Below are 25500 nucleotides of genomic sequence, written 5' to 3'. Positions count from 1 at the left end.
CGAAGGGGTGCCCCGCGCATGTGCGTTCACACGTGCGCGGGACACCCCTGCCGACCGGTGAGGGGGTCAGACCCCCTCGGTCTCGAAGGTGCGCAGCAGATCGGCGGCCACGCTCACGGCGATGGTGGCCGGTTCCTTGCCGGTGATCTCGGCCAGCCCGATCGGGGTCTTGATCCGGTTGATGGTGGCCTCGTCGTGACCGCCCTCGGTGGCCAGGCGCTTCTTGAACCGCACCCACTTGGCCGCCGAACCGATCAGCCCGATCGAGCCGAGATGGTCGGTGCGCAGGGCGGCGTCGCAGAGCGCGGCGTCCTCGGCGTGATCATGGGTCATGATCAGGACGTGCGTGCCGCGCGGCAGCTGCTCCAGCACCTCCTCCGGCAGCAGCGGCGTGTGGTGCGCGTGCACCTGCGCCACCGCGTCGTCCAGCACCTCGAGCCGCTCCTTGGCGAGCATGTCCGAGCGGGTGTCGATCAGGTGCAGATCGAGGTCCTGACGTGCCAGGATGCGCGCCAGCTCCAGTCCGACGTGACCGACGCCGAAGATCGCCACCGCACGTACCACCGGCAGCGGTTCGAGCAGCACCTGGACCGCGCCGCCGCAGCACTGCACACCGTGCTGGTTGACCACCTTGTCGTTCAGGGCGAAGTCGATCAGCTCGGGCTCGGACTTGGACGCGGCGATCATCTCCCGGGCCCGGTCGATCGCGACGGCCTCGACGTTGCCGCCACCGATCGAGCCCCATGTAGCGGTTTCCCCCACGACGAGCTTCGCGCCGGCGTCGCGCGGGGCGTGGCCGCGCACGGTCGCGACGGTCACGAGTACGCCGGTCTCCCGGCGCGCCCGCAACCGCGCGACCGCGGCAACCCACGTCATGTCAGGCACCGCTCAGCACTTCGGTGCGGACGGCACCGTTGGCGCCGTTGCCGTTGACGTGACCGTTGGCGGACACCCCGTTGACAGCGGTGCCGTTCACGGCGGCAGCGTCCTCGGAGCCCTCGCCCTTGCGGGCTTCCTGGATCGCCCAGTAGACGCTCTCCGGCGTGGCGGGCGCGCCCAGCTCGACGCTGACGCCGGCCGGACCGAACTCCGCGGCGGCCTGACGCAGCGCCTCGCGCACGCAGAACGCCAGCATCAGCGGAGGCTCACCGACGGCCTTGGAGCCGTAGACGGCACCCTCTTCGTGGGCGTTCTCCATGAGCGAGACGTTGAACTCCGCCGGCATCTCCGAGAAGCTCGGCAGCTTGTACGTGCTCGCCGCCTGGGTCAGCAGCCGGCCGCGGTTCGGACCCTCGCTGACGTCCCAGCGCATGTCCTCCAGCGTCAGCCAGCCCGCGCCCTGCACGAAGCCGCCCTCGACCTGACCGATGTCGATCATCGGGGAGAGGCTGTCGCCGACGTCGTGGACGATGTCCACCCGGCGGATCTGGTACTTGCCGGTGAAGCCGTCGACCTCGACCTCGGCCGCCGCGGCGCCGTAGGAGAAGTACTTGAACGGCGAACCCCGGAAGGTCTTCGCGTCCCAGTGCAGACCCTGGGTCCGGTAGAAGCCGGCCGCCGACAGCTGGACCCGCTGGAAGTACGCGGTACGGACCAGGTCGTCCCAGGCCAGTTCCTTGTCGCTGCCCAGGGTGCGCGCGACGCCCTCGACGATGCGGACGTCCTCGGCGTTCGAACCCAGCTGGCTGGCGGCCACCTGCAGGAGCCGCGTACGCAGCTGCTCACAGGCGTTCTTGACCGCGCCACCGTTGAGGTCGGCACCGGAGCTGGCGGCGGTCGCGGAGGTGTTGGGCACCTTGTCGGTCCGCGTCGGGGCCAGCCGGACCTTGCTCAGCGGGATGCCCAGCGTGGTCGCGGCCACCTGCAGCATCTTGGTGTGCAGGCCCTGGCCCATCTCGGTGCCGCCGTGCGTGATCAGGACGGAGCCGTCCTTGTAGATCAGCACCAGCGCGCCGGCCTGGTTGAAGGCGGTGAGGTTGAAGGAGATGCCGAACTTGATGCCGGTGATCGCCAGCGACCGCTTGGTGTGCGGGTGCGCGGCGTTGAACGCGGCGATCTCGCGCTTGCGGTCGGCGATGCCGCCCTTCTCCTCGACCTGCTCCCAGACCTTGGAGATCCGCTCGGCCTGGGTGACCGGCTGGCCGTACGGCGTGTGCTGGCCCAGACCCGGCTGGTAGAAGTTGCGCTTCCGCAGCTCCATCGCGTCCAGGCCGAGCTTCGGCGCCACGCGGCCGAGGATGTCCTCCATCACGAGCATGCCCTGGGGGCCGCCGAAGCCACGGAAGGCCGTGTTGGAGACCTTGTTGGTCTTGGCGATGAGACCGGCGACGCGCGCGTTGGGAATCCAGTACGTGTTGTCGATGTGACACAGCGCACGGGCGCACACGGGCTCGGACAGGTCCAGGCTCCAGCCGCCGTCCGCGACCAGGGTGGCGTCCAGGGCCTGGATGCGGCCGTCGGCGTCGAAGCCGATCTTCCACTTGGCGTGGAAGCCGTGCCGCTTGCCCGACATGGTCAGGTCCTGGGTCCGGTTCAGGCGGAGGCGGACCGGCCGGCCGGTGAGCTTGGCACCGAGCGCCGCGATGGCCGCGAAGCCGTGCGGCTGCATCTCCTTGCCGCCGAAGCCGCCGCCCATCCGCAGGCACTGCACGGTGACCTCGTGGCTGTGCAGCCCGAGGACGTGCGCGACGATCTCCTGGGTCTCGGAGGGGTGCTGGGTGCTGCTCTGGATGAAGAGCTGCTCGTTCTCGTCGACGTAGGCCAGAGCGGCGTGCGTCTCCAGGTAGAAGTGCTCCTGGTCGGCGAACTGGAACTCACCCTCGAACACGTGCGTCGAGTCGGCGAAGCCGGCGTCGATGTCGCCGGTCTCCATCACGGGCCGGGCGCCGTGGAAGCTCTCGGCCGCGATCGCTTCCTTGAGCGTCATGATCGAGGGCTCTTCGTCGATCTCCACCTCGACGGCCGCCGCACCGAGGCGGGCCGCCTCCAGCGTGTCGCCGAGCACCCACGCCACCGAGTGGCCGTGGTACATGACCACGTCGGGGAAGAGCGGCTCGTCGTGCTTGATACCGGCGTCGTTGACGCCGGGCACGTCGGCGGCGGTCAGCACGCGGACCACACCGGGCACCGCGAGCGCGGGCTCGGTGTTCAGCTTGGTGACGCGGCCGCGGGTCTTCATGACCTGGACCGGGTACGCGTGCAGCGTGTCCTTGGTGCGGTACACCAGGTCGTCGGTGTACAGCGCGGTGCCGGTGACGTGCAGGTAAGCACTCTCATGCGGCATCGAGACGCCGACAACCGGCTTCTCGGGACGTTCGGACAGATGGCTCATGACGACACCGCCTCGGTGGTTTCGGCGTGCAGCTTCAGCAGGCTCTGGCCGAGCATCGCGGATCGGTACGCGGAGCTGGCACGGTGGTCGCTCATCGGGGTGCCCTCGGCCTCCAGGAGCCGGGACGCGGCCTCGGCGGTCTCGGCCGTCCACGGCTGACCCTCCAGGGCCGCCTCGACGGCGGTGGCGCGGAGCGGGGTGGCGGCCACGCCGCCCAGGCCGATGCGCGCCTTGCGGACGATGCCGTCCTGGATGTCGAGCGCGAAGGCGACGGCGACGCTGGAGATGTCGTCGAAGCGCCGCTTGGCGATCTTGTGGAAGGCCACGGTCGTCGACAGCGGCAGCGGGATGCGCACGGCGCGGATCAGCTCGCCGGGACGGCGAACGGTCTGCCGGTAGCCGGTGAAGTACTCCGCCAGCGGGACCACGCGCTCACCCTCGGTGTCGGCGAGCACCAGCGACGCCTCCAGCGCGAGGAGGACCGGCGGGCTGTCACCGATCGGGGAGCCGGTACCGAGGTTGCCGCCGAGGGTGCCGCTGTTGCGGATCAGCCGGGAGGCGAACTGCGGGAACAGCTCGGCCAGCAGCGGAACGCTGCCGTCGAGACGGCGCTCGATCTCGGTGAGCGTGACCGCCGCGCCGATCTCGATGTAGTCGGACTCGACGCGCAGCTCGCGGAGCTCGGGCAGGCGGTCGATGGCGACCACGAGCTTCTCGCGGCGCGAGCGGATGTTCACCTCGACGCCGTAGTCCGTGGAGCCCGCGACCACCACCGCGTCGGGACGCTCGCGCAGCAGCTCCAGCGTCTCGGCCAGGGTGCTCTTCCGCAGGAAGGTGGCCTCGTCCTGGACGTACTCGGTCCGGGCCGGCTCCGGCGGGGCCTGCTCGCGGCGCTGCGCCAGCGGGTCCTCGTCGGTCGGCTCACCGACGGCGTACGCGGCATCGCGGATCGGGCGGTAGCCCGTGCAGCGGCACAGGTTGCCGCTGAGCGAGTGCAGGTCGAAGCCGTTCGGACCGTGCTCGTGGTCGCCGTCCTCGGAGTGCGCGGAGTGCTCGGCACCCTCGGCGTTCCCGGCGGTCTCGTCGGAGTTCTTCTGCCCACAGCGACCGGGCCGGTAGTACTCGGCCGCCATGCTGCAGATGAACCCCGGCGTACAGTAACCGCACTGCGAGCCGCCACGGACCGCCATCTCTTCCTGCACCGGGTGCAGGGTGGCGCGGGTGCCGGGCTCGCCGGGCGTGGCGAGGCCCTCGGAGGTGATGACCTCCTGGCCGTCCAGTGCCGCGACCGGGACCAGGCAGGCGTTTACCGCCACCCAGTCGGTGGGCTTGTCCACGCCGGGACGGGCCACCAGGACCGAGCAGGCGCCGCACTCACCCTCGGCGCAGCCTTCCTTGCTGCCGGTGAGGCCACGGTCACGCAGGAAGTCCAGCGTGGTGGTGTGGGCCGCAGCCGGAGCGATCGGGGTTTCTTTCCCGTTGACGGTGATGCGTGCCGCTACCATGACGGACCTTCGTTCCGGAGCGTGATCAGTCGATTCATCATGTTTGCCAATTTTCAGGCAGCTTTCTGTGTTCAGACGCGCCACGAGACAGGAGTGGGCGCAGAGCGGCACGCGACATCAACGTGCCAGAGGGTGATGACGGGAAACCCGGAATGTGCCGCAGACGGGCACATCAGAAACGGCGTATTCAGCAGCCGTGTGCGATACGACCCGAGGCCCAGACGGTGTTCTGGGCGAGGCGAGCCTGGTCAGAGCTGGTGTACATCTGCCGGTCGCCTCCTTCGGTGGGTATGGATCGCTGTCTACGCAAAGTAATGGCCTGGGCCAGAGCGGTCAAGTGGTTGACCTGGGTATCTCGCGCACCGATCGAAAGCCGGGGGAGCCGAAGGCTGTGCAGGCGGGGCACGGACTCTTTGCAGGGGACAATCTTCGCAAACTTCTGCCCGCTACGCCAGGGGGCGGGGGCGAATGGGCGTCACGGAGCGTGAGGCCGGTCGTCTCCTCCGTCACCCGGCACAGGCCGTCGGCGGGGCCTCGCGGACCGGTCAGCGCACTCCGCCCCGCGGGCAACGCCCGTTCCGGCGGGCCGCGTTCGGCCCGTGCGCCTTCGCGCGCGGGCCTGCCTGGTCGAACGCGGGCCTGCCTGGTCGATCCGACAGGGACGGGCCGCTCGGAGTGGCCGGTTTTCGTACGCGCAACCAGTCGTTCGCCACTGCACTCCGTTGGTTCACTGTCAACCGCCCGGGGCCGGGCGCCGAGGCAAGCGGCCCGGGCCGACACCCGTGACCGCACCCGTCCTGCCGAGCGGCATCCGGTTCCCGGGCACATCACCGACCGGCAGTGACCTGTGAGAGGTGGGCCGACGTGCCGCCCCGGAGGAGGCAGGTCGCGCGGTCGGGTCCCGGTCGCCCGGCTTGGTGTCCACCTCGGTGGCGCAGCCCCGCGGGAACGCCTCCGGGGAGTCGGCGAACCGGCTTGATCTGACCCGGGCTCAGGCCCGGGCTGATGCGCCGCCAGAGGTCCTTGCCGGCCCGGCCGTACGGGAAGTCCGCCGACGGTGGGCCCTCCTCTTCGCGGACGTCGCCGAGGACCCGGGCGGAGACCTCGCGGGCCCGGCCGTCGCCGGACCTGCAGGCCGCGGACGGAGGTCGCGCGCCGGCTGCTGGAGGCGGTTCCGGGGAGGCTCCCCGGTCGATGAGCACCGGACCCCCGCGTGCCGACTACCGAGAACGGCACGCAGGGGTCACCTGTCGGATGCCCCGGAGCGGGGAGAGCCACTCCGCCGCCCGGGGCCGGTGTGGTTCAAGTCAATCAAGAACCGCCCCGGCCGGGCGACTGGATACGGACACGGAATCGGATCCCTGCGCCCGCTGTGACTCTGGTCAATCATCCAATGGCTAGATTGACTGAAACAGCTGGCATTTGCAAGGTGGGTCGCCGATTTTGGTGCGCTTGTGCGGTCAGAGGGTGACGAGGGTGATCTCGGTGGCCTTCGCGCTGCACCACACCGGGGTGCCGTCGGCGATCGCCGGCTCGGCGGCCGGTGACGTCGGCGTGCAGGGCCCAGCGGCCGGCCGGGGCGGGGAAGGCGTGCGCGTCCGGCTCGGGGGCGCCGGCGAGCGGGTCCTCGGCGGGCGTCGCGTAGTGCGCCTCGCGTACGGAACGGCCGGCGGTCCACCGCCGACTCGGTGCGGACGAGGATCCCGGCCGGCGGGATCAGCAGGAACGCGACCGCCAGGACGGCGGGCACGGCCAGGAGGAGCGGCGGCCGGGGCCGGGCGGTACGGCGTGTCATCGGGGTGGGCGGGAGGCGTCGGGAGGGGCGGGAGGATTCGGACGGGACGGCGGACCGGTCAGGGCGCCTGGAACCCCGCGTCCTGGAGGATCTTCTGCGCCTCGGGGGTGGAGAGCCAGTCGACGAAGGCGTCCGCGGCGGCGGCGTTCTTCGTCGCCTTCAGCGTCGCGGCGGGGTAGGAGGCGATGGCGTTCTGGTCGTCCGGGATGTCGACTCCGTCCACCTTCCCCTTGGCCGCGGCCACGTCCGTCTTGTAGACGAGTCCGGCGTCGGCCTCGCCCAGTTCGACCTTGGACAGCACGGCCCGCACGTTCGGCTCCTCCGAGACCGGGTTGACGGTGATCCCCTGCTTGTCGAGGACCTCCTGGCTGTAGCGGCCGGCGGGCACCTCGGGAGCGGCCAGGACCACCTTCAGGTGGGGATCGGAGAGGTCCTTCAGGGAATCGATCTTGTGGGGGTTGCCCGGTGCGGTGGCGATGACCAGCCGGTTCTTGGCGATCACCGTGGGCTCGCCGGTCTCCGCCCTCACGCCGTCCATGGTGGCGGTGTCCGCGGTGACCAGGGCGTCGGCCGGGGCGCCCTGCTTGACCTGGGCGGCCAGTTCCTGCGATCCGGCGAAGGAGAAGTTCACCTTCGTGCCCGGGTGGGCCTTCTCGTACGCGGCACCCGCCGTCTTGAAGACGTCGGTCAGGGAGGCGGCGGCGAGCACGGTCAGGTTCGCGGCGGGCACCTGGCCGGACCCGGTCGCCGAGGGCGTGGCGGAGGTGGATCCGCCGTCCCCGCCGCCGCAGGCGGCCAGGACGGGAACGAGGAGGGCACCGAGGAGGAGGGCGGAGGCCCGGCGCGGCCGGGCGGTGGGGGGAGAAATCATGGCAGGAAATGTTCTCCGGTCCGGCTGGTCGGACGCTGCGCAAATGCGGTTCGTATTTGGTGCAGGTCATACCGTATTTGCTGTCACTCAAGCACCTGGGATCCGGCATCTGCAATTCGGGACAACAGGCTGGCGGCAGGCGCCCCGCTCGCCCGATCTGGTCGAAAGTTCCAGGTCGGATGGCTGTTTGTCCCGAAAAACCGAGGACCTCGGACCATGCTCGAATACGCCAGTGGGTTGCGCCCATTTGGTTGGTGAATGAGAAACCGGCGCGCCGTGCGCGATTTTTGATCGATCGGCATCTGGCACGCCGGCCACCTGGTCGGCGAGTTCCCGCACGAGACCAACGACGGCGCCAGGGCCGAGTCCTACATCACCCCCGACAACGACACCCCGCTGCGCCGCACCGACCGGGCCGGGCGGGCCTGCCACTGGATCCTCGAACTCCACCTGGCCGACCGCTCCCGCGGCTTCGGCGGCTTCTACGAGCAACTCCTCGACCTCGCCTGACGGCGCGTCGCGCACCCTTCCCGCCCCGGGCGGGCGGGCGACCTCCTCGTCCGTTCCGGCGGGCGCGGCCTGATCGGCCCGCCGGGCCTTGTGAACAGGACCGTTACGGCAGGGCAGGGAGGAGGCCGGGAAGGTGATCGGGCTGCGGGAGCGGCTGGGCGGCGGGCTTCCGCTGTTGGGGTGAGGAACAAACGATCCCGCATGGATGAGGGGTTCTGGCGGCCCGGCTCCGGCGGGAGCATGCCGCTGACCGGCGAGACCGCCGGACCAGTCCCCCCGGGTGCGCTGCCCGCATGCCATGCGGCAGGCGCCGCCCGCATCGCAGGAAGAGGTCCACCGTGGGTTTGACGGCAGCGACGATCGAAGCCGAGCTGGTGGCGGCGAGCAAGGTCGGTGATCCGAAGGCCGACACGCTCGTGTCGGACCTGATCGACAACAAGGAGATCGACGGGGTCAACGCCCTGTTCCGCACCATCGGCACCCTCAAGCCCGGGATGGACATGTCCGGACTGCCCGTCAGGCTGGCCGAGTTCCTCAAGGAGGCGGCGGCTCCGCCGCCGGACTGGTCCGAGGCGGACGTCAAGGCCGCCGAGAGCTTCTTCGCCCACCACCACGGCGAGGTGTCCATGCTCCAGGGCACCGTCGGCCTGATCGGCACCTACCTCTCCCCGACGGGCGCGTTCACCCTGCGTTCCACCGGTCGGCTCGGCGGCGTGGAAGGCCCCGGCCGGAGGCTGTCGCAGTCCTCCCGGCTGTTCGTCGACATGGGCGACAAGAACGCCATGCGGGACGGCAGCCTGGCCGCGAACGTCACCAAGGTCCGACTGGTCCACGCCTCGGTGCGCCAGCTCCACAAGAAGAGCGGCGAATGGGACTACGCCAAGTGGGGTGAGCCGGTCTCCCAGAAGTACACCACCGGCGCGGCCTGCGTGTTCTCCGCCCAGATCCTCCAGGCCATGGGGCGCCTGGGCATCGAGGTCAGCAAGGACGACGCCAAGGGCTTCATGTGTTCCTGGCACTACGTCAACCACTACCTCGGCACGCCCGGCAAGTGGCTGCTGCCCAAGGACCCCGACCTCGTCACGGAGGTGTGGCAGAAGGTACGCGACAAGGAGTGGTCGAAGACCGACGACGGGGTCTTCATGACCAAGCAGGCCATCGACTTCTACAAGAAGTTCTACCCGCCGGGCGCCCACGACGCCTTCGTCGCGATGGTCCGCCACGCGCTGAGCGACAAGTACGCCGACATGGCCGGACTGCCCAAGAGCGTCCTCGACATCGCCGCCGGACCCCTGTCCGCCGGACACGGCGTGGCGAGCGGTCTCGGCGGCGGGCTGCTCGGCGGCACCGCGAAGAAGGCGACCGGCGTCAACCCCTACAAGGAGGTTCTGGGCACGGCGTCCAAGGCCTTCAACGAGGTGCAGAAGTTCGCCCTGACCCACGACCAGGACGACCAGCCCCAGATGCACCAGGAACTCCACGACAACCGCTGACGGCGGTCGGCGGGCGGCGGACGGCCGGTCCGAGGCGGGCTGATCCAGGGTGATTCACGGCAAACCGTTTGCGGTGAGCGGTTGTTGACCTTCCGTGAACAGACCGAGGGAACAGTCATGAGCACTCCGCCGACCGTCCGCCCTACCGTCGGCCCGGGCGTCGTACCCGTCTGGACCGTGGGTGAACTCACCGTCCACCGCATCGACGAAACCTTCCTTCCGCCCACCGCCGGCCGTGTCGTCTCCCACGGGAGCGTCTACCGGCTCGTGCCCGTCCCGGCCGGCGCGCCCCGGCCGGCCGAGGGCGACTCCGGCCAGGACGAGGGCCAGCCCGCACAGCTGCCGGACGGTCAGCACCTCGCCGGCGACCACCGTCCCGAGCAGGACGCCCGTCACCGGGTTGAGCAGGCCGATCAGGCCGACGGTCCCCGCGGGCAGGTGTCGTAGCCCGGCGAACCAGGCGGCGAAGGCCAGCGCGGAGGCGACCAGGGAGACGTAGCAGAACGCCAGCAGCACCGAGGGCGAGACCTGTGGGGGAGAGCCCTCCACCGCCGCGGCGACCGGGAGGACGAACAGGCCCCCGGCGGTGAGCTGCCAGGCGGTCGAGGCGAGCACATCGGCTTCGGCGCTCCACCGCTTGGCCAGGACGTGGCCGGTGGACGAGACCAGCACGGCGGCGCCCGAGGCGAGGATCCCGGGCGTGCTCAGTCCGCGCGCCCCCGTGAACAGCATCAGGCAGACCCCGGCCAGCCCGACCGTGGCGCCCGCCACGCGCGCCACGGTGGGCCGCTCGGACAGCAGGGGCCAGGCGAGGACCATCATCGTCAGCGGGGACACGGCCATGACGGTCGAGGCGACGCTCGTCGGAAGCAGCAGGGAGGCGGCGTAGACCAGAACGAAGAACGCGCTCACGTTGAGCAGCCCGAGCACCGCAGACCGCCCCCACCACACCCCGCGCGGCCGCTGCCTGCACAGGGCCAGCAGGACGAGGCCGGCGGGCAGCGCCCGCAGGGCGGCCCCGTACAGCGGACGGTCCGGCGGCAGGAACTCGTGCGTGACGTAGTAGTTGGCGCCCCAGGCCACCGGCGCGACCGCGGTCAGGGCCACCCAGCGCATATTGCCTTCCATGGAAGGCAATCTGTCGAGCGGGGAGCCGTCACAAGCGCCGCACCGGCCGCAACCGTCACAGCCCTCGGACCGTGTGGCCCGCATCCAGGCCGACTGGCGCCGTGTACGGCCCGACGTCGACGTCTCCCCGCAGGGAGTGATCGGACGGCTGCACCGTCTGGGCGACCGGATCGGCGCGGAACTCCGCCTCGTCTACGACCGCTACGGCCTCGGCGAAGGCGAGTTCGACGTCCTGTGCGCCCTGCGCCGCGCCGGTGAGCCCTGCGAACGGGCACCCGGCGAGCTCGCCGCGCACACCATGGTGACCACCGGCGCGATGACGAAGCGGGTGGACCGCCTGGAGCGCGCCGGACTCGTCACCCGGCGCCGGTCCGACGACGACCAGCGCGGCCGGATCGTCGCCCTCACCACAGCGGGGCGCGAACTCGTCGACCGGGCGTTCGCCGACCACATGCGCAACGAACGCCGCCTGCTGGACCTGCTGACGCCCGCCGAGGCCGCGGCACTGGAAACGCTGCTCACGGCCTGGCTCGTCCGGCTGGAGGACTGAACCGGCGGGGCCGGGCAGCCTCGGGCGCCCTCCGGCCGGGCGTCCTCCGGCCGGGCGGCTCCGGCCGGGAGGCACCCGGGGGCCAGACGATCTCGACGGGCAGCCCGGCCGTGCGCGCCGCGGCCACGGTGTCGGCCGTTCCGCCCCGGCCGCCCGGCAGACCGTCCCACACGGCCACCAGGAGCTGCGCACGAGCGAGCAGTACGCGGTTGGCGGCCGCGTAGGCCGCCGTCGACGCCTGCCGGTACGGCATGACCTTGACGGCGGAGGCGGCACCGCACAGCAGGTCGAACTCCCCTGCGTAGTGCGGTGCCACCATGCGGGCCCGGTAGTCGGCCGACGGCAGCACCACCTCCAGCCGGCCCCCGGCGGCGAGAACGGCGGCGGCGAACAGCGCGTCCGCGCCCTCCGCGAGACAGGAGAGCCCGACGAGTGCGTCGGCGGGGTAGCGGGCGAGTACGGAATCCACGGCCTGCCGGATGGGGGCCAGGCTTCCGGCACTGATCCGCACATGACCGGTCACCGCCACCGTCGCCATGTCCCGCCCCCGCCCCCGCTGCCGGCCCGCAGCGCCCGCCCCGGGCGCTGTCCAGTTGTAACAGGTGCCCCGCCCTGCCGGGGCCGGGCGATGAACGAGGGCCCCCTCGGATACGACGTCTCCCTGAAGGGCGCCCGCTGCCGCCGGCCCGTGGTCAGCCGGTCGAGTCCCACGCGGTGGTCAGGCCGTCGAGCCAGGCGGGGGGCAGTTCGGCGGCGTCCCACTCCGCCCGCAGGGGCGACGGCTCCGCGAGGAGGCGCTCCAGCACGGCGATGCTGGTGGGGGAGTGGAGCAGGGAGTAGCGGCCGTGGATCGCGGTCGGGCTGCCGGGACCGTACTCCGCGTACAGCCGTTCCAGGTGTGCGCGGTGGGACGAGGCGAACCGCGTCAGCCGTCCCGCGTACGCGGCCCGCTCCCGGGCGCCCATGGTGCCGAGCACGGCGTGGAGCACCTGCTCGGAGACCTCGGGATCGAGGTCGGAGAGCGCGGTGAACGAGAGGTGAAGGGGGGTCACCGCCACCTTGGCCCGTTCCACCTCCATCCTCCCGACGGGAGGACGGGCTTCGGCGGGCTCGCCGGGAGCGTCGGCGCCGACCGCGTCCCGCAGCGCCCGTCCGGCGATGTCGCCGAGCCCGTCGGCGGCGGCCCGGGCGCCGTCGAGCCAGCCGGCCGCGTAGAGCTCGCCCTTGTCCCGCGGGGCGTGCTCCTCGCGCCCGCTGATCTCCTCGTGCGCCCCGGCGAGCGCGCCGGCCTCGACCAGCTTGATCAGTTCCTCCGCGTCGCCGGAGTAGACCCCCGCCCGGGCGAGGAGCTGGACGAGGGTCGTCTTCGCGTTGAGGACGCTGACAGCGTCCAGCTGCTGCAGGTCTTCGCCGGCGGCGGGCATGGGTTCCTCCTCGGTGACGGGGGCGCCGGGAGCGAGCCTACGCAGCCCGGCCCGTGCCTCCGACACCCGCACCGGTTCACGATGGGGGGTGTTCGTGTCCGGCCGGTGAACTCCGGGCGGTTCAGGGTGCCGCGGGCCCCGGGGGCGGCTGGGCCTGCCGTCTGAGTTCCAGCCAGACGGCGAGCCTGACGTCGGGCGCGTCGAGGTCGAGGCCGAACAGCTCCCGGGCCCGCCGCAGCCGGTGCCGGAGGGTGTTCGGGTGGACCCGCAGCCGGTCGGCGGCCGTGGCGACGTCGCCCAGTTCGTCCAGCCAGGCGGTGACCGAGGCCGCGTAGCGGGTGCCGTGAGCGGCGTCGTGGGCGACCAGCTCGCCGACCCCGGACAGCCGCAGCCACGGGTCGCGTTCCAGCTCGTCGCCCAGCCGGTCGAGCAGGATCCGGTGGCGGACCTCGGCGACCGTGGCGGGCGGTGCCCCGGCCGGCGAGTCCGCCGTCGCCCGCAGGATCGCCTCGGCCTCCCTGCGCAGGGCCGCCGGAGCCGCCGCGTCGCGGCCGGGTCCCGTCAGGGCCGCCCTGATCCCGGGCGAGACCGCGCGGCGTACGACCGTCAGGGCGGCCTCGGCGAACCGCCTGCCGTCGCCCTCCTCCGCCGGGTGCGGAAGCAGGGCGAACACCACTCCGCCGGTGGCCGCGACGGTGACGTCCGGGCGGTGCGCCGCCCCGTACCGGACCAGTTCGGCCTCCGCGTGTTCCAGCACGGTCGCCAGGGCGGCGGCCCCCGCCGGAAGACCCTCCCGTCCCGCGCCCGTACCGGCCGGCGGCGCGAAACCGAGCAGCCGGAACGGGAGCCCCGTACGGACCCCGAGGAGAGAGAGGGCCCCCTCCGGCGTTGGTCCCGCGCCCAGCAGCGCGAGGAAGGCGTCCCGGCGCAGCCGCCGCTCGGCCTCCGGCAGGTTCAGCAGCCGCAGCAGGTGCGGGGCGACGAGCCGGGCCGTCTCCGCGAGGGCGGCGACGCCCTCGTCGGAGATGCCGGTTTCCGGTTCGATCACCCACAGGGTGCCCAGCGGCAGGGTCCCGGCGCGTACGGCCACCGCGGCCCGCGGCAGCTCCTCGCCGATCGCGGGGAACCTCACCACGGCCGGCGAGGCCAGCACCTGCCGGTACTGCCGGTGCTGAACGGGCAGCTCCGGATGGTCCTCGGTACGGCGCTGGAGGATGCCCCGCTCCCGGGGTGCGTCGATGCGGACACCGGGGACGGTCGAGTACGCGACCACCCGCCTGGCCAGGTCCTCCAGCACGGCGGCACCCCCGACCACCGCCGCCAGGTGGTCGGCGAGGGCGTAGAGCTCTCCTCCCGCCGGCATCGCGCCGAACGCGGCGGCCGCGCCGGAACCGGTGAGGGCACAGCTCAGTACGGCGTCGATGTTCCGCCACGGCAGATCGTCCTCGGCGGCGAGCACCGCGACACCGTGCCGGTCGGCCTCGCGCAGGAACGGGCCGAGGTCCTGCCCGCGGCGCTTGACCACGACGGCGGTGCAGCCGTGCGCCGCGGCCCGGCCCGGCAGCGAGAGCGCTCGGGGGTCCGACGGCTCGGCACCGACCAGGAGAAGGAGCCCGCCGGGAGCCACCGGCATCCGGTCCCCGGCGTCGTGGATCACCGTGCCCCGCACCGGCACGCCGAGTCCGGCCGGAGCGGTGAGCAGGCGGACGCCCGCGGGCCCGGCACCGTCCAGTACGCCGCCCAGGGTGGCGGACTCCTCCGCGGCGAACCCCTCGGGCGTCGTTGTGAGATCGGACAATGCAAGCCCCGTTTCGTCGGCCGATCGGCAGCGGCGCTCTCCTGGAAGCCTTGCCAGGATAACGAGGCGAACCCCCCGCCGAACCGAAGGGAAGCGCGGTCCATGCCCGTCGGCGAACCTGCCGTCACCAGCCGGAACGAACGGACCGGACCCTTCCGGATCGGCTCCGGCCTGGGTCGGAGGGGCTGCCCCGCGCGGGGTGGAGGCAGCTCGGCGAGGCCGCCGAAGAGGGCGGCCCGCCGGCCATCGCCGGTGGCGGGGCCGTACCCGCAGCCGGTTCCGGGCCTGCCGGTGGGTCCCGGAGCGCCATTGTCCGAACAGCCAAGCGGTGCTCGTCCGCGGGGACGGAGCCCTCGCGATCCCCGTGGCCGGCACCTGCTGCCCGTTCCCGGCGGGCGATCGCGAGGCCGCGCCGGCCACCGGTCGTGTCCCGCCGGGACGGCCGGGCCCGTGCCGCGGCCGGCGGGAGACGGGGGAGGCGTACCCGGACGTGCCGGGCGGCGGCACCCGTGACCTCCGCCCGCGCGCCCGGCCCTTCCCGCAGGCCCGTCCCGGCCCCCCGCCCGCAGCCCCTGCCGCCGTCCCGCAGATCAGCCCCCACCCCGCATCCCCGACCGGAGCCGCCGCCATGCCGACCTCGCCCACCACTCCCGCCACCCCCGCCACGTCCCGCGCGGCCGTCATGTCCGTGGCCGTCACCCCCGCGGGTGCCGCCTCCCCGGGTGTCACCTCCGCGACCGGTGATGCCGTGCGCGCCGCCGAGGCCCGCAGCGCCCGCAACTACCACCCGCTGCCCGTGGTCATCGCCTCCGCGGAAGGAGCCTGGACCACCGATATCGACGGGAGGCGTCACCTGGACCTGCTCGCGGGGTACTCGGCCCTCAACTTCGGCCACGGTCACCCCCGGCTGATCGCCGCGGCCAAGACGCAGCTCGACCGGGTCACCCTCACCTCGCGCGCCTTCCACCACGACCGGTTCGCCGACTTCTGCACCGAACTGGCCGACCTGTGCGGGATGGAGACCGTACTGCCGATGAACACGGGCGCGGAAGCCGTGGAGACCGCGGTCAAGGTCGCTCGCAAGTGGGGCTACCGGGTCAAGGGCGTCGCGCCGGGCGCCGCCCGTATCGTCGTGGCCGCCGGGAACTTCCACGGCCGCACCACCACCGTGGTGTCCTTCTCCTCCGACCCCGGGGCCAGGGACGGCTTCGGCCCCTTCACCCCCGGCTTCGACACCGTCCCCTTCGGGGACGCTGATGCCCTCGAGGCGGCCCTCACCGACGACACCGTCGCCGTCCTGCTCGAACCGGTGCAGGGCGAGGCCGGCGTATGTGTCCCGCCCGCCGGCTACCTGGCCCGCGTACGCGAGACCACCGCCCGCCGCAACGTCCTGCTGATCGCCGACGAGATCCAGTCCGGTCTCGGCCGCACCGGCCGTACCTTCGCCTGCGAACACGAACAGGTCACCCCGGACGTGTACCTGCTGGGCAAGGCCCTCGGCGGGGGTGTCGTCCCGGTCTCCGCCGTGGTCTCCTCGCGCGAGGTGCTCGGTGTCCTGCGCCCCGGCCAGCACGGCTCCACCTTCGGCGGCAATCCGCTCGCCTGCGCCGTCGCCCTCGAAGTCATCGCCATGCTGCGCACCGGCGAGTTCCAGCAGCGCGCCGCGGAGCTCGGAACCCGGCTGCACGCCCGCCTGCACGAGATGACCGCGGCCGGGCTGGTGGAGGCGAGCCGCGGCCGCGGCCTGTGGGCCGGCGTCGACGTCGCCGACCGCCACGGGGGCGGCGGCGCCGTCGCGCGGCGGATGCTGGAGCGTGGCGTCCTGGTGAAGGACACCCACGGATCCACGATCCGGCTGGCCCCGCCCCTGGTCATCACGGAGCAGGACCTGGAATGGGGCCTCGACCGCCTCGCCGAGGTCCTGGCCCGGCCCGCCTGACCGGGATCAAACGGAATTAACCGGGATCAGACGGACCAGCGCTCGCGCATGGTCGCGATCTCACCCTTCGGGTTGAGCGTGATCTCGTAGACGTTGCCGTAGCAGGCGTAGGGCTGCTTCACCACGCCGTAGTCGTTGCGCAGACAGCCGTCGATGTGCTTCGACAGCTCCTCCCGGGTCACCTTCTTGTGCTGACCCGGGCCCAGGGCGAGCTCGCCCTTGACGTCCGCCGGGAGCCTGTAGCCCTTCGGCTCGCCCTCGCCGAAATAGATCCAGTCGTTCGGCGTGCATTTCGGCTTGGCGTCGAACGCCTCAACGGCGCCGATGTCGCGGTGCAGGCCCACCTCGATGATCTTCAGGCCGGCCGGGAGCTTCGGCGGCGCGCCGCAGTCCTCCTCGGCGTGGCCGGCGTCATCGGTGCCGCCGGTCCCGGCGCCCTTCGAAGGCTTCGCCGCCTGCGAAGGCCGTGCCGACTCCGAGGGCGAGGGCGAGGGTGAGGGCGAGGGCGCGGAGCTCGCCGACGGGGTGGCGGCCGGCGCGGTACCGCCGGCCTTGCCGTTCTCCGGACCGCAGGCGGTCAAACCGCCGCCGAGCGCGAGAACGGCCGCGAGCATGCCGAAGACGTGCTGGTTGGAGCGCATGTGAGGGTTCCCCCGAACAAAGAAGTTGTCGCGATCATGATCGATCGAGGCAGTGTTCTATTACGAGGGAGGGGGGAAGATCCAACTCTCAACGATCTTCCCGCGTGTCGAGCCTTCCGGGAGGTGGGGGCCGGCCGCCGGAACGGCAGTGACACCTGAGGGCGCCACAGCGCTGTAGGACATGAGGCACCCCCACACGTACCGCCGATCCCACCAGAGGCCATCCCCCCATGCACCCACCTCCCGGCGTCCAGGACGACGACACGATGGAGCTCTTCCCCGTGGGTGCGGTCGCACCGGACGGGGTGCCGGGCCCGGTGGCGGAGCCGTCACCCGCGGCCCGTCCCGTCTTCGTGGACCGGTCCGGACGCAGACAGCGGCGGGTGCGCAGAGGGATGTACCTGCTGAGCGTGCCGGCCGTCGCCTACGTCGCCCTGCTCGTCAGCACCCTGCTCGGCGGCCCTTCCGTCGACGCCCCCTTCCTCCCGTCCGCCCAGGCGCCCCGCAGCGCCGACCCGAGCCGCTCCCCGGCCGGCCCCGTCCCCTCCGCCGGGAGCACGGGGAGCGGCGGCTCGCGCCCCGCCCCGACCGCCACCCGGAAGACCGCCCCCGCGTCCGCCGGCACGGCCCCCGCCGTGGGTCCGGCTACGGCCACCCCCACCACCCGCCCGGGACCGACCAAGACCGGCACGGGAACCGAAACCGCCAAGCCGACGCCGGGCAGCGGACGCGGGCGCGGCACCGCCCCGCCCGGCCAGGGCGGCGGCAAGCCGACCAGCCACCCCTGACGGGCGGGCGGGACGGATCCCCCACCGGCCTCCTCCCCACCGCAGCGCCGACCACCCCCACAGCAGGCACGAACAGGAACCGCATCACTTGTCGAGGAATCCCCGCCGTCGCGCCCGAGGCAGGCACACCACCGTCCGTGACGTCCCGGTGCGCACGCACTGGATGCTGCTGACCACCCTCGTGCTCACCCTCGCCGCCGCGCTGCTCCTGCAGGGCTACACCCAGCACCTGTTCGACAGCACCCCCGACGCCGCACCCCGCGATCGCGGGACGGCCGCCTCCGTACCCGCTGCGATCGGCTCCGGCGGCCCGGTGATCGACGGTGCGTCCGGCCGCACCACCGCTCCGGCCGACCGCACGATCTCGCTGACCTTCGACGACGGCCCCGACCCGGTGTGGACGCCGAAGGTCCTCGACGTGCTGCGGCGCCACGGGGTGCACGCCACCTTCTTCACCGTCGGCACCCGGGTCGCGGAGAATCCCGGGCTCGCCCGCCGGATCGTCGACGAAGGCCACCAGATAGGCCTGCACAGCTTCACGCACACCGACCTCGGCTCCGCCTCCCCCTGGCGCCGGACCTTCGAGCTGCGGCAGAGCCAGCTGGTCGTCGCCGGTGCCACCGGACTGACCACTCCGCTGATGCGGCCCCCGTACTCCTCCACGAACGAGGCGCTCACCGACGCCGACTGGGAGGCCGCCGTCCAGGCCGGGCAGGACGGATACCTGACCGTCCTCACCACCCTGGACAGTGAGGACTGGCGGCGCCCCGGGGCGGAGCGGATCGTCGCCAACGCCACCCCCGAGGGCACGGCCGGCCAGATCGTGCTGATGCACGACGCCGGCGGCGACCGGGCCCAGACGGTGGCCGCACTGGAGCAGCTGCTGCCGCGGCTGAAGGCGGCGGGCTGGCGCTTCACCACCGTCGGAGACGCGGTCGCGCTCCCCGGGGCGGTACGTCCGGCCACCACCGCGCACGAGTGGCAGGGCTCGGCCCTGATCACCGCGATGCGCACCAGTGACTGGGTCCTGGAGGGTCTGTCCTGGCTGCTCTGGGCCGCGGGGGCGATCAGCGCGCTGCGCGCGGTCGCCGTGTTCGTCGCCGCGCGGCGCCACGTGCGGAAGCGCCGGAAGCCGTGGGGTCCGCCGGTGACCGAGCCGGTGAGCGTGATCGTGCCGGCGTACAACGAGAGCGCGGGCATCGAGGCGGCCGTCCGCTCCCTGCTGGCCTCCGACCATCAGGTCGAGGTCATCGTCGTCGACGACGGATCGACCGACGGCACCGCCGACATCGTCGAGGCCCTGCGGCTGCCGGGCCTGCGGGTCATCCGGCAGCAGAACGCCGGGAAGCCCGCCGCCCTCAACACCGGCATCGCCGCTGCCTCCTGCAACCTCCTCGTCATGGTCGACGGCGACACCGTCTTCGAGCCGGACGCCGTACGCATGATCGTCCAGCCCTTCGCCGACCCCCGGGTGGGCGCGGTGTCGGGCAACGCCAAGGTGGTCAACCGGGGCGGTCTGCTCGGACGCTGGCAGCACATCGAGTACGTGGTCGGCTTCAACCTCGACCGCCGCCTGTTCGACCTCGCCGAGTGCATGCCCACCGTTCCGGGAGCCGTGGGCGCCTTCCGCCGCGAGGCGCTGGTGCGGGTGGGCGGTGTCAGCGACATCACCCTCGCCGAGGACACCGACCTCACGATGGCCCTGTGCCGGGACGGCTGGCGGGTCGTGTACGAGGAGCGGGCCAAGGCCTGGACCGAGGCGCCCGCCTCGCTGGGCGCCCTGTGGAAGCAGCGCTACCGCTGGTGCTACGGCACGCTCCAGGCCATGTGGAAGCACCGCGGCGCCCTCGTGCAGCGCGGGCAGGCGGGCAAGCTGGGCCGGCGCGGGCTGGTCTACCTGCTGATGTTCCAGGTCCTGCTGCCGCTGCTCGCACCGGTGGTGGACGTCTTCGCCCTGTACGGCCTGGTGTTCCTCGACCCGGTCCGCATCGTGGGCCTGTGGACGGCGTTCCTGCTCCTGCAGGTGCTGATGGGCCTGTACGCCTTCCGGCTCGACGGCGAGCGGCCGGGGCCCCTGTGGAGCCTGCCGCTCCAGCAGTTCGTGTACCGCCAGCTGATGTACCTGGTCGTGATCCAGTCGGTGTTCACGGCGGTCGCCGGTTCCCGGCTGCGCTGGCAGCGGATGGAGCGCTACGGCAGCCTCCAGGTCCCGGTCGCCGGGCCCGAGGCGGACAACGGTCACAGTCACGGCCACCGTCCTGCCCCGGACTTCGGCAGCGGCCACCACCCTGCCCCGGACTTCGGTTACGACCCCGCTCCGGCTCCGGGCTTCGGATACGACCCCGCTCCCGTTCCGGGCTTCGGATACGATCCCGGTCCCGCTCCGGGCTTCGGACACGCGCCCGCACCCGCACCGGCACCCGCTGCGGATCACGGCCGGCCGTACGAGGACCCGCACCCGCCCGCCTTCCCGCCGCCGCAGAACCACATCTGGCCCTCGGAGGGACCGGTGCAGGGGGGCCACGGCGGATACCACTGAGGAGACCGCTGACGAGACCGCTGAGGACACCGCGACGACGGGCTGACGGCCTCCGGGGCCGTCAAGGTGCTCGGGTCAGTCGGCGAAGGAACCGTGCCGGCCCGCGCCGGCGGAGAAGCGCGCGGCGCCGGAGAGGGTTTCGCCGGCCGAGAGCGGGACCATGCCGTGCCGGAGTTCGGCGGCCAGGGCCTCGGGCTCCGGCAGGCCGTGCTGCTCCCGTACGGACAGACGGTCGTGACGCAGGCAGAGCTGCGGGAACGCGGCGATCTCGCGGGCCAGTTCCTCCGCTGCGTACCGGGCCCGCCCGGGCGGTACGAGGCGGTTGGCGAGCCCGATGGCGTGGGCCTCGGCGGCCGGGACCGGACGGCCGGTCAGGATCAGGTCCATGGCGCGGCTCTCGCCGATCAGCCGGGGGAGCCGGACCGTGCCGCCGTCGATCAGCGGTACCCCCCAGCGGCGGCAGAACACCCCGAAGACCGCGTCCTCCTCCATCACCCGCAGGTCGCACCACAGGGCCAGTTCCAGTCCGCCGGCCACGGCGTGGCCGGCGACGGCGGCGATGACCGGTTTGGTCAGGCGCAGCCGGGTCGGCCCCATCGGACCGTCGCCGCCGGGTTCGACGCGGTTCCCGCGCCCGGTGCCGACGGCCTTGAGGTCGGCGCCCGCGCAGAAGGTGCCGCCCTCGCCCCACAGCACCGCCACCGAAGCCCCGTCGTCCGCCTCGAACGCCCTGAAGGCGTCCGCCAGTTGCCGGGCCGTGGGCCCGTCGACGGCATTGCGGGCAGCGGGCCGCGACAGCACCACGGTCGTCACGGGCCCGGCCCGCTCGACGCGGACGGAGGGGGCGGCGGGGGCGGTGTCCACCGGTGTCGCCGGGGTGACGGTCATGGCGGCATTCTCACGCGGCCGCGCTCCCGTGACCAGACCGGTGGTTCAGCACCAGGGCACCAGGGTGTAGTTGTGGACCCAGCGGGCCGACACCCAGCCGGAGCGTCCGTGCACCCGGTACCAGAGGTTGTTGCCCTCCACCCACTGGCCGTTGGCCTGGCAGGACAGCCGGACCTCCTTCCACGGGTCCAGGGTGCCGACGACCCGGGCGGACGTGTTCGCGTGGGCGCGGACCTTCACCCCGGCGGAGCTGACGACCAGGCCGTTCGCCCATGTCGTCGCCGTCGCGCTCCCGGCGAAGACGACCGCCGACACGGTGGCCGCCGCGCCCGCTACCACGATCCTCCTGAACCCGCCCACCAGCGTCTCCCATCCCACGACCGACGGGCCGCGGGAAAGCGGCACCGGGGAACGACCCTGCGCCACCGCCCGCCGCAGCGGCCGTCCGGCACACCGCCCGTTCCCCCGATCGGCCTACGCCGGATGCCGCCGGGGCGCCGCGCTCAGCCGGTGGCGGCCGGGGTCAGCAGCACGAAGTCGGCGTTCGCCGGGTCCAGGCAGACGGCCAGCCGGCCGACGCCCTCCGCGTCCTCCGGGCCCATCTGGACGGAGCCGCCGTTCTCCCTGACCCTGGCGACCGCCGCGTCGCAGTCGGCCACGGCGAAGACCGGGTGCCAGTACGGCCGGCCGCCCGTCAGGGTGAGGTGCTCCGCCGACATCTCCATCAGGCCGCCGTGCATGCGCTCCTCGGAGAGCCCCGCCGGGGTGATGAGCGTGTAGGTGCCGCCGCCGCCCGGCAGCGTCATGTCGCCGAACCGCCAGCCGAAGACACCGCCGTAGAACTCCCTGGCGGCCGCTGCGTCGCTCGTCATCAGCTCCGTCCAGGACAGCGAGCCCGGGTCGTCGACCAGCTCGACCCCCTGGTTCGTCCCCGGCTGCCAGACGGCGAACTGGCCGCCCAGAGGGTCGCTGTACTGGGCCATCCGGCCCCATTCGTCGAGGTCCGTCGGCGGCACCCGCACCGTGCCGCCGGCCTGTTCGACCGCCCGGGTCGTGGCATCGGCGTCGGCGACCGAGTAGTAGATCATCCAGGCCGAGCGCGCGCCCTCCTCGGTCAGTTTGCCGAGGCCGGCGACGATCTTGCCGTCCTTCCGGAACATCCCGCCTTCCATGTCCTCCCCGTCGCCCATGGACTCGTAGTCCCAGCCGAGGACGGCACCGTAGAAGGCCGCGGCTGCCGGGACGTCCGGCGCACCGAGGTCGATCCAGCAGGGGGAGCCGGGGACGAAGTCGGTGGTGATCATGGGGCGTCCTTTCGCAGACCTCGTGTGCCTTCAGCCTGGCACGGGGCACTGCCACGCGCCCCTCGGCCGCACGACGGGGGAGCGGGGACGATCGCCCGCCGCGGCGGTTCCGGGGGAGGGGTGGAATCCCGCGGCGGGCGATCGCCGGCCGGTGAGGGGCTCAGGGGGTGCCCGGCTCCAGGTTGTAGTTCACGCGGAAGGTGTTGGACGGGTCGTGCACGGCCTTGAGCCGTACCAGGCGCGCGTGGTCATCGGCGTCGTACGCCGAACGCACCTGCTCCGGACCGGCGTTCTCGCCGCTGCCCATGAAGTTCAGGAACCGCCCGAGCGTGCGCGGTGCCAGGCCGTCGAAGAGCGCCCGGTGCACCGGCCGGACCTTCTCGGGGGTGAACGGCCCCACTAGCGGCGAGAGCACGAAGAGCATGTACTGAGCGTCGCGGTGCCCGACCGCGTTCGGGGAGCCCTTGCGGTACGCGAGTGCCCCGCCGAGGTGGCGCAGTTCCACGATGCACGGGACCGGTGCGCCGGGACCCGCCGTGTCGAGGACCGTCCGTACGTCGGACGCGGTCAGCCCGCTCAGCATGGCGTCGTCCGAGGCGAACGCGACGGGCTCCTTCCGGTCGTGGTGGATGGAGCCGCTCGCCGTGTACGGCATCTCCGCGACCGTGTCCAGCAGCCGGGGGGCGACCGCGCGGAGCGGAGCGATCAGGGCCTCGCCCTCCTCGGCGCCGCCGGTGTGGGCGATCCGGACGTGGGCGACGTACCGGCCGCGCAGCGGCTCCGGGAGGGCGGGCGCGTCCGGTACCGGCATCAGGGCGAGGGAGGAGTTCATGGTGTCGGGGACGGTGGCGGTCCACCGGCGCCAGGCGTCGAGGACGTCCGCGGCGTGCGGGGCGTCGAAGTAGAGGCCGCCGCCGTAGAGGCGGCTCTGCGGCACGAGGGCCATGTCGAGCGCGGTGACGATGCCGAAGTTGTCCCGGCCGCCCAGGAGGGCCCAGAAGAGGTCGGGGTCGCTGTCGGGGGTGACCTGCCGGATCCGGGCGTCGGCGGTGACCACTTCGAGGGCCCGCACGTGGTCGGCGGCGTACCCGTGCGTGCGCCCGAGGAGGGGCAGCCCGCCGCCGAGTACGTAGGAGACGGCGCCGACGTGCGGTGCCGAGCCGCTGAGCGGGGCCAGGCCGTGCCGTGCCGCCTCGGCGGTCACCTGCTCCCAGCGCACTCCGGCCTCCAGCCGGACGGTGCGGGCCGGGGCGTCGACGCGTAATCCGTCCATGCGGCGGGTGGAGACCAGCACACCGCCGTCCATCGCGACGGACAGGCCGTGGCCGGTCGCCTGGACGGCGACGGGCAGGCCCCGGACGGTGGCGAACTCCACCGCCGCGGCCACGTCCCGGGCCGAGGCCGCTCCCACGATCACGTCCGGCCGGTGCACCAGCGCACGCTGGAAGCCCGCCCGCTCCTCCTCGAAACCCTCCTGCCCGGGCAGCAGGACCACGCCCTGGACCCGCGGCACCAGCGATGCGAACTCACTCATGCGAACCCTTCCCTCGGAGGCGGGCCGATGCCCCGCCTGCACCCAGTAGATGCCGTCGGAGGGGCCCGTGGGCGGGGTCCGAAAGGAAACTGTGCCTGTCTTTACGCGCGGGGCGGGCGCGGGGGGCGCGTCAGCGGGACGCGCCGAAGACCTGGGTCCAGTAGTTGTTCGGCTGGGCGAGGCCGACGCCGATCTCCTTGAAGGAGCAGTTGAGGATGTTCTGGCGGTGGCCCGGGCTGTTCATCCAGCCGTTCATGACCTGCTGGGGCGTGCCGTAGCCGTAGGCGACGTTTTCGCCGTAGGTGCTCCACCGGTAGCCGGTGCGGGTGATGCGGGTGCCGGGGTCGGAGCCGTCGGAGCCGGTGTGCGACATGTTCCGGTGGGAGGCCATGTCCTTGCTGTGGTTCTGGGCGGCCGTCGTGAGCTTCGCGTTCACGGTGAGGGCCCGGCAACCGGCCTTGGCGCGCTCCTTGTTGACCAGAGAGACGACCTCGGCGAGGGGGCCGGAGACGGGCGCGGTCGGCTTGGTGGCGGTCGGCGTCGGCTTCGCGGTGGGCTTCTTCGTCGGCTTCGGCGCGGTCGTCGTGGCCGGCTTCGTCCGGGTGGGGCTCGGGGTCTTCGTGACCGGCGTCCGGGAGCGGTCGGCGTGCCCGCTGCCGCTGCCGCTGCCGCCGCCGTGGACCTGGCCGGCGGTGGCGGTCGGGGTGGACCGGACGGCGACGGGGACGGACCGCTGCTCCGGTTGGCTCTGGCTCGCGCGTTTTCCGGAACCGGACTCCCCCGAGTCCAGACACGCCATCGCGGCCGTGGGGACGCCCACGATCCCCACCGCGAGGGCGGCTATCGATATTTTCCTGTAATGCGTGCTCTTGCGGTGCTTCTTCATGCGGGACCTCACTCGGTGTTCGCGAAGCTCCCTGCGCCTGGGCTTCCGGGGCGCAGGGCGGGCGGCCATTCTTAGAAGCCGGGCAACGGCGTCGCAAGTCACCTCCACCGCCCCCGGAAAACTTGTTGAAACCGAGCTTGAAATGCGGAGACGGACATGCAGCCCGCTTTCCGGGCCGCGCCCGGAACGAGGCTGACGGCTCGTCAAAAACCGCTCTGAGGTGCCCGGATGCTGAGACGTGCCGCGAAGGGCGGGGTGCCCATTCCGGCGAACAGGGGGAATGTCGAGGTCAAACCAGACAAATCTCGATATTGCGCCGCCGCGGCGTCGGCCCGGGTCCGATGATTCGCGCAATCCCCGCGTGACGCTTGTCACGGATTCCCGGGGGAACCGTGAAGCGGAATCATCCGCCGGCCACTGCCGCCGTATTCCGCCGCCGCGCACCCGGGCCCGCCCCCGTGCTGCATGAGTACGGGTACTCACGCGGCACGGGGGCGCGTACGCCGCCGGGGGCGCGGAGCCGGGGAGCCGGGCGGGCAGGACGTGAGTACGCGCGCCGATGTCCGGCGGGGCCGG

19 protein-coding genes and 1 pseudogene are annotated in these 25500 nt (G+C 72.6%); 6 read left to right on the top strand and 14 right to left on the bottom strand.

What is annotated here, in order from left to right:
* Positions 1 to 66: 66 nt before the first annotated feature.
* The 4 genes from xdhC to modA all read right to left on the bottom strand — a co-directional run bounded on the left by xdhC (position 67) and on the right by modA (position 7502).
* Positions 67 to 876 (bottom strand): xanthine dehydrogenase accessory protein XdhC, encoded by an 810-nt coding sequence (gene xdhC, locus ACGFQ9_RS03380; protein ID WP_393570639.1) that lies wholly within the window; start codon positions 874 to 876, stop codon positions 67 to 69.
* 1 nt (position 877) lies between these two features.
* Positions 878 to 3331: a xanthine dehydrogenase molybdopterin binding subunit gene (gene xdhB / locus ACGFQ9_RS03375; RefSeq protein WP_393570638.1), complete on the bottom strand. Its 2454-nt coding sequence runs from the start codon at positions 3329 to 3331 to the stop codon at positions 878 to 880.
* The gene (locus tag ACGFQ9_RS03370) at positions 3328 to 4836 is read right to left on the bottom strand and encodes a xanthine dehydrogenase small subunit (protein WP_393570636.1); all 1509 of its coding nucleotides are present in this window, start codon (positions 4834 to 4836) and stop codon (positions 3328 to 3330) included. The genes xdhB and ACGFQ9_RS03370 overlap by 4 nt, the downstream gene beginning before the upstream one ends.
* Before the next feature lie 1853 nt (positions 4837 to 6689).
* The gene (modA, locus tag ACGFQ9_RS03365) at positions 6690 to 7502 is read right to left on the bottom strand and encodes a molybdate ABC transporter substrate-binding protein (RefSeq protein WP_393570634.1); all 813 of its coding nucleotides are present in this window, start codon (positions 7500 to 7502) and stop codon (positions 6690 to 6692) included.
* A gap of 294 nt (positions 7503 to 7796) precedes the next feature.
* Here modA and ACGFQ9_RS03360 point away from each other — a divergent pair.
* Both ACGFQ9_RS03360 and ACGFQ9_RS03355 read left to right on the top strand, forming a co-directional pair.
* Positions 7797 to 8012: pseudogene (locus tag ACGFQ9_RS03360) on the top strand (aminopeptidase); the annotation flags it as partial.
* 338 nt (positions 8013 to 8350) lie between these two features.
* On the top strand, positions 8351 to 9505 hold the full coding sequence (locus ACGFQ9_RS03355; RefSeq protein WP_393570632.1) for an oxygenase MpaB family protein: 1155 nt from the start codon (positions 8351 to 8353) through the stop codon (positions 9503 to 9505).
* A 54-nt stretch (positions 9506 to 9559) separates the two neighbouring features.
* Here the strand turns inward: ACGFQ9_RS03355 and ACGFQ9_RS03350 are convergent, their stop codons facing one another.
* Positions 9560 to 10621, bottom strand: a complete 1062-nt coding sequence (locus ACGFQ9_RS03350) for a DMT family transporter (RefSeq protein WP_393570820.1) — start codon at positions 10619 to 10621, stop codon at positions 9560 to 9562.
* 10 nt (positions 10622 to 10631) lie between these two features.
* Between ACGFQ9_RS03350 and ACGFQ9_RS03345 the strand changes: the two genes are divergently transcribed.
* A complete protein-coding gene (locus ACGFQ9_RS03345) occupies positions 10632 to 11183 on the top strand; it encodes a MarR family winged helix-turn-helix transcriptional regulator (protein WP_393570630.1) in 552 nt (183 codons plus the stop codon).
* Here the strand turns inward: ACGFQ9_RS03345 and ACGFQ9_RS03340 are convergent.
* From ACGFQ9_RS03340 to ACGFQ9_RS03330, 3 genes are all read right to left on the bottom strand, one after another.
* On the bottom strand, positions 11152 to 11721 hold the full coding sequence (locus ACGFQ9_RS03340) for a hypothetical protein (protein ID WP_393570628.1): 570 nt from the start codon (positions 11719 to 11721) through the stop codon (positions 11152 to 11154). The two genes, ACGFQ9_RS03345 and ACGFQ9_RS03340, sit on opposite strands and share 32 nt — an antisense overlap.
* Positions 11722 to 11875: 154 nt before the next feature.
* Positions 11876 to 12607, bottom strand: a complete 732-nt coding sequence (locus tag ACGFQ9_RS03335; RefSeq protein ID WP_393570626.1) for a hypothetical protein — start codon at positions 12605 to 12607, stop codon at positions 11876 to 11878.
* Positions 12608 to 12728: 121 nt separating this feature from the next.
* Entirely contained in the window at positions 12729 to 14405 is a 1677-nt protein-coding gene (locus ACGFQ9_RS03330; RefSeq protein ID WP_393570624.1) for a PucR family transcriptional regulator, read from the bottom strand.
* A gap of 682 nt (positions 14406 to 15087) precedes the next feature.
* On the opposite strand from ACGFQ9_RS03330, the gene rocD reads away from it, so the two are divergent.
* Positions 15088 to 16344 (top strand): ornithine--oxo-acid transaminase, encoded by a 1257-nt coding sequence (gene rocD, locus ACGFQ9_RS03325; protein WP_393570818.1) that lies wholly within the window; start codon positions 15088 to 15090, stop codon positions 16342 to 16344.
* Between the two features lie 26 nt (positions 16345 to 16370).
* Here the strand turns inward: rocD and ACGFQ9_RS03320 are convergent, their stop codons facing one another.
* Complete coding sequence (locus tag ACGFQ9_RS03320) at positions 16371 to 16985, bottom strand: hypothetical protein (RefSeq protein WP_393570622.1); 615 nt, start codon at positions 16983 to 16985, stop codon at positions 16371 to 16373.
* Positions 16986 to 17215: 230 nt separating this feature from the next.
* Here ACGFQ9_RS03320 and ACGFQ9_RS03315 point away from each other — a divergent pair, with 230 nt between their 5' ends.
* Both ACGFQ9_RS03315 and ACGFQ9_RS03310 read left to right on the top strand, forming a co-directional pair.
* Positions 17216 to 17773, top strand: coding sequence for a hypothetical protein (locus ACGFQ9_RS03315; protein ID WP_393570621.1), 558 nt, complete (start codon positions 17216 to 17218; stop codon positions 17771 to 17773).
* A gap of 163 nt (positions 17774 to 17936) precedes the next feature.
* Positions 17937 to 20312, top strand: coding sequence for a bifunctional polysaccharide deacetylase/glycosyltransferase family 2 protein (locus ACGFQ9_RS03310; RefSeq protein WP_393570816.1), 2376 nt, complete (start codon positions 17937 to 17939; stop codon positions 20310 to 20312).
* A 75-nt stretch (positions 20313 to 20387) separates the two neighbouring features.
* On the opposite strand, the gene ACGFQ9_RS03305 is transcribed toward ACGFQ9_RS03310, so the two are convergent.
* From ACGFQ9_RS03305 to ACGFQ9_RS03285, 5 genes are all read right to left on the bottom strand, one after another.
* Positions 20388 to 21200: a crotonase/enoyl-CoA hydratase family protein gene (locus ACGFQ9_RS03305; RefSeq protein ID WP_393570619.1), complete on the bottom strand. Its 813-nt coding sequence runs from the start codon at positions 21198 to 21200 to the stop codon at positions 20388 to 20390.
* A 45-nt stretch (positions 21201 to 21245) separates the two neighbouring features.
* Complete coding sequence (locus ACGFQ9_RS03300) at positions 21246 to 21605, bottom strand: SH3 domain-containing protein (protein ID WP_393570617.1); 360 nt, start codon at positions 21603 to 21605, stop codon at positions 21246 to 21248.
* 98 nt (positions 21606 to 21703) lie between these two features.
* Entirely contained in the window at positions 21704 to 22504 is an 801-nt protein-coding gene (locus ACGFQ9_RS03295) for a VOC family protein (RefSeq protein ID WP_393570615.1), read from the bottom strand.
* A 160-nt stretch (positions 22505 to 22664) separates the two neighbouring features.
* Complete coding sequence (locus ACGFQ9_RS03290) at positions 22665 to 24038, bottom strand: FAD-binding oxidoreductase (RefSeq protein ID WP_393570613.1); 1374 nt, start codon at positions 24036 to 24038, stop codon at positions 22665 to 22667.
* 130 nt (positions 24039 to 24168) lie between these two features.
* Positions 24169 to 24924 carry a CAP domain-containing protein gene (locus ACGFQ9_RS03285; RefSeq protein WP_393570611.1) on the bottom strand — a complete coding sequence of 252 codons (756 nt, stop codon included), beginning with the start codon at positions 24922 to 24924 and terminating at the stop codon, positions 24169 to 24171.
* Positions 24925 to 25500 lie beyond the last annotated feature (576 nt).

Source organism: Streptomyces sp. NPDC048603, assembly GCF_043199475.1.
Classification (GTDB): domain Bacteria; phylum Actinomycetota; class Actinomycetes; order Streptomycetales; family Streptomycetaceae; genus Streptomyces.
This window is presented reverse-complemented; position numbering and strand designations above follow the sequence as displayed.

Bases quoted from the DNA above. Each gene is read 5' to 3' on its own strand.
- ACGFQ9_RS03310 (WP_393570816.1), top strand. From the start codon at position 17,937: ATGCTGCTGACCACCCTCGTGCTCACCCTCGCCGCCGCGCTGCTCCTG.
- ACGFQ9_RS03345 (WP_393570630.1), top strand. From the start codon at position 10,632: ATGGAAGGCAATCTGTCGAGCGGGGAGCCGTCACAAGCGCCGCACCGG.
- ACGFQ9_RS03305 (WP_393570619.1), bottom strand. From the start codon at position 21,200: ATGACCGTCACCCCGGCGACACCGGTGGACACCGCCCCCGCCGCCCCC.
- rocD (WP_393570818.1), top strand. From the start codon at position 15,088: ATGTCCGTGGCCGTCACCCCCGCGGGTGCCGCCTCCCCGGGTGTCACC.
- ACGFQ9_RS03285 (WP_393570611.1), bottom strand. From the start codon at position 24,924: ATGAAGAAGCACCGCAAGAGCACGCATTACAGGAAAATATCGATAGCC.
- ACGFQ9_RS03350 (WP_393570820.1), bottom strand. From the start codon at position 10,621: ATGCGCTGGGTGGCCCTGACCGCGGTCGCGCCGGTGGCCTGGGGCGCC.
- modA (WP_393570634.1), bottom strand. From the start codon at position 7,502: ATGATTTCTCCCCCCACCGCCCGGCCGCGCCGGGCCTCCGCCCTCCTC.
- xdhB (WP_393570638.1), bottom strand. From the start codon at position 3,331: ATGAGCCATCTGTCCGAACGTCCCGAGAAGCCGGTTGTCGGCGTCTCG.
- xdhC (WP_393570639.1), bottom strand. From the start codon at position 876: ATGACGTGGGTTGCCGCGGTCGCGCGGTTGCGGGCGCGCCGGGAGACC.
- ACGFQ9_RS03335 (WP_393570626.1), bottom strand. From the start codon at position 12,607: ATGCCCGCCGCCGGCGAAGACCTGCAGCAGCTGGACGCTGTCAGCGTC.
- ACGFQ9_RS03295 (WP_393570615.1), bottom strand. From the start codon at position 22,504: ATGATCACCACCGACTTCGTCCCCGGCTCCCCCTGCTGGATCGACCTC.
- ACGFQ9_RS03320 (WP_393570622.1), bottom strand. From the start codon at position 16,985: ATGCGCTCCAACCAGCACGTCTTCGGCATGCTCGCGGCCGTTCTCGCG.
- ACGFQ9_RS03340 (WP_393570628.1), bottom strand. From the start codon at position 11,721: ATGGCGACGGTGGCGGTGACCGGTCATGTGCGGATCAGTGCCGGAAGC.
- ACGFQ9_RS03370 (WP_393570636.1), bottom strand. From the start codon at position 4,836: ATGGTAGCGGCACGCATCACCGTCAACGGGAAAGAAACCCCGATCGCT.
- ACGFQ9_RS03290 (WP_393570613.1), bottom strand. From the start codon at position 24,038: ATGAGTGAGTTCGCATCGCTGGTGCCGCGGGTCCAGGGCGTGGTCCTG.
- ACGFQ9_RS03315 (WP_393570621.1), top strand. From the start codon at position 17,216: ATGCACCCACCTCCCGGCGTCCAGGACGACGACACGATGGAGCTCTTC.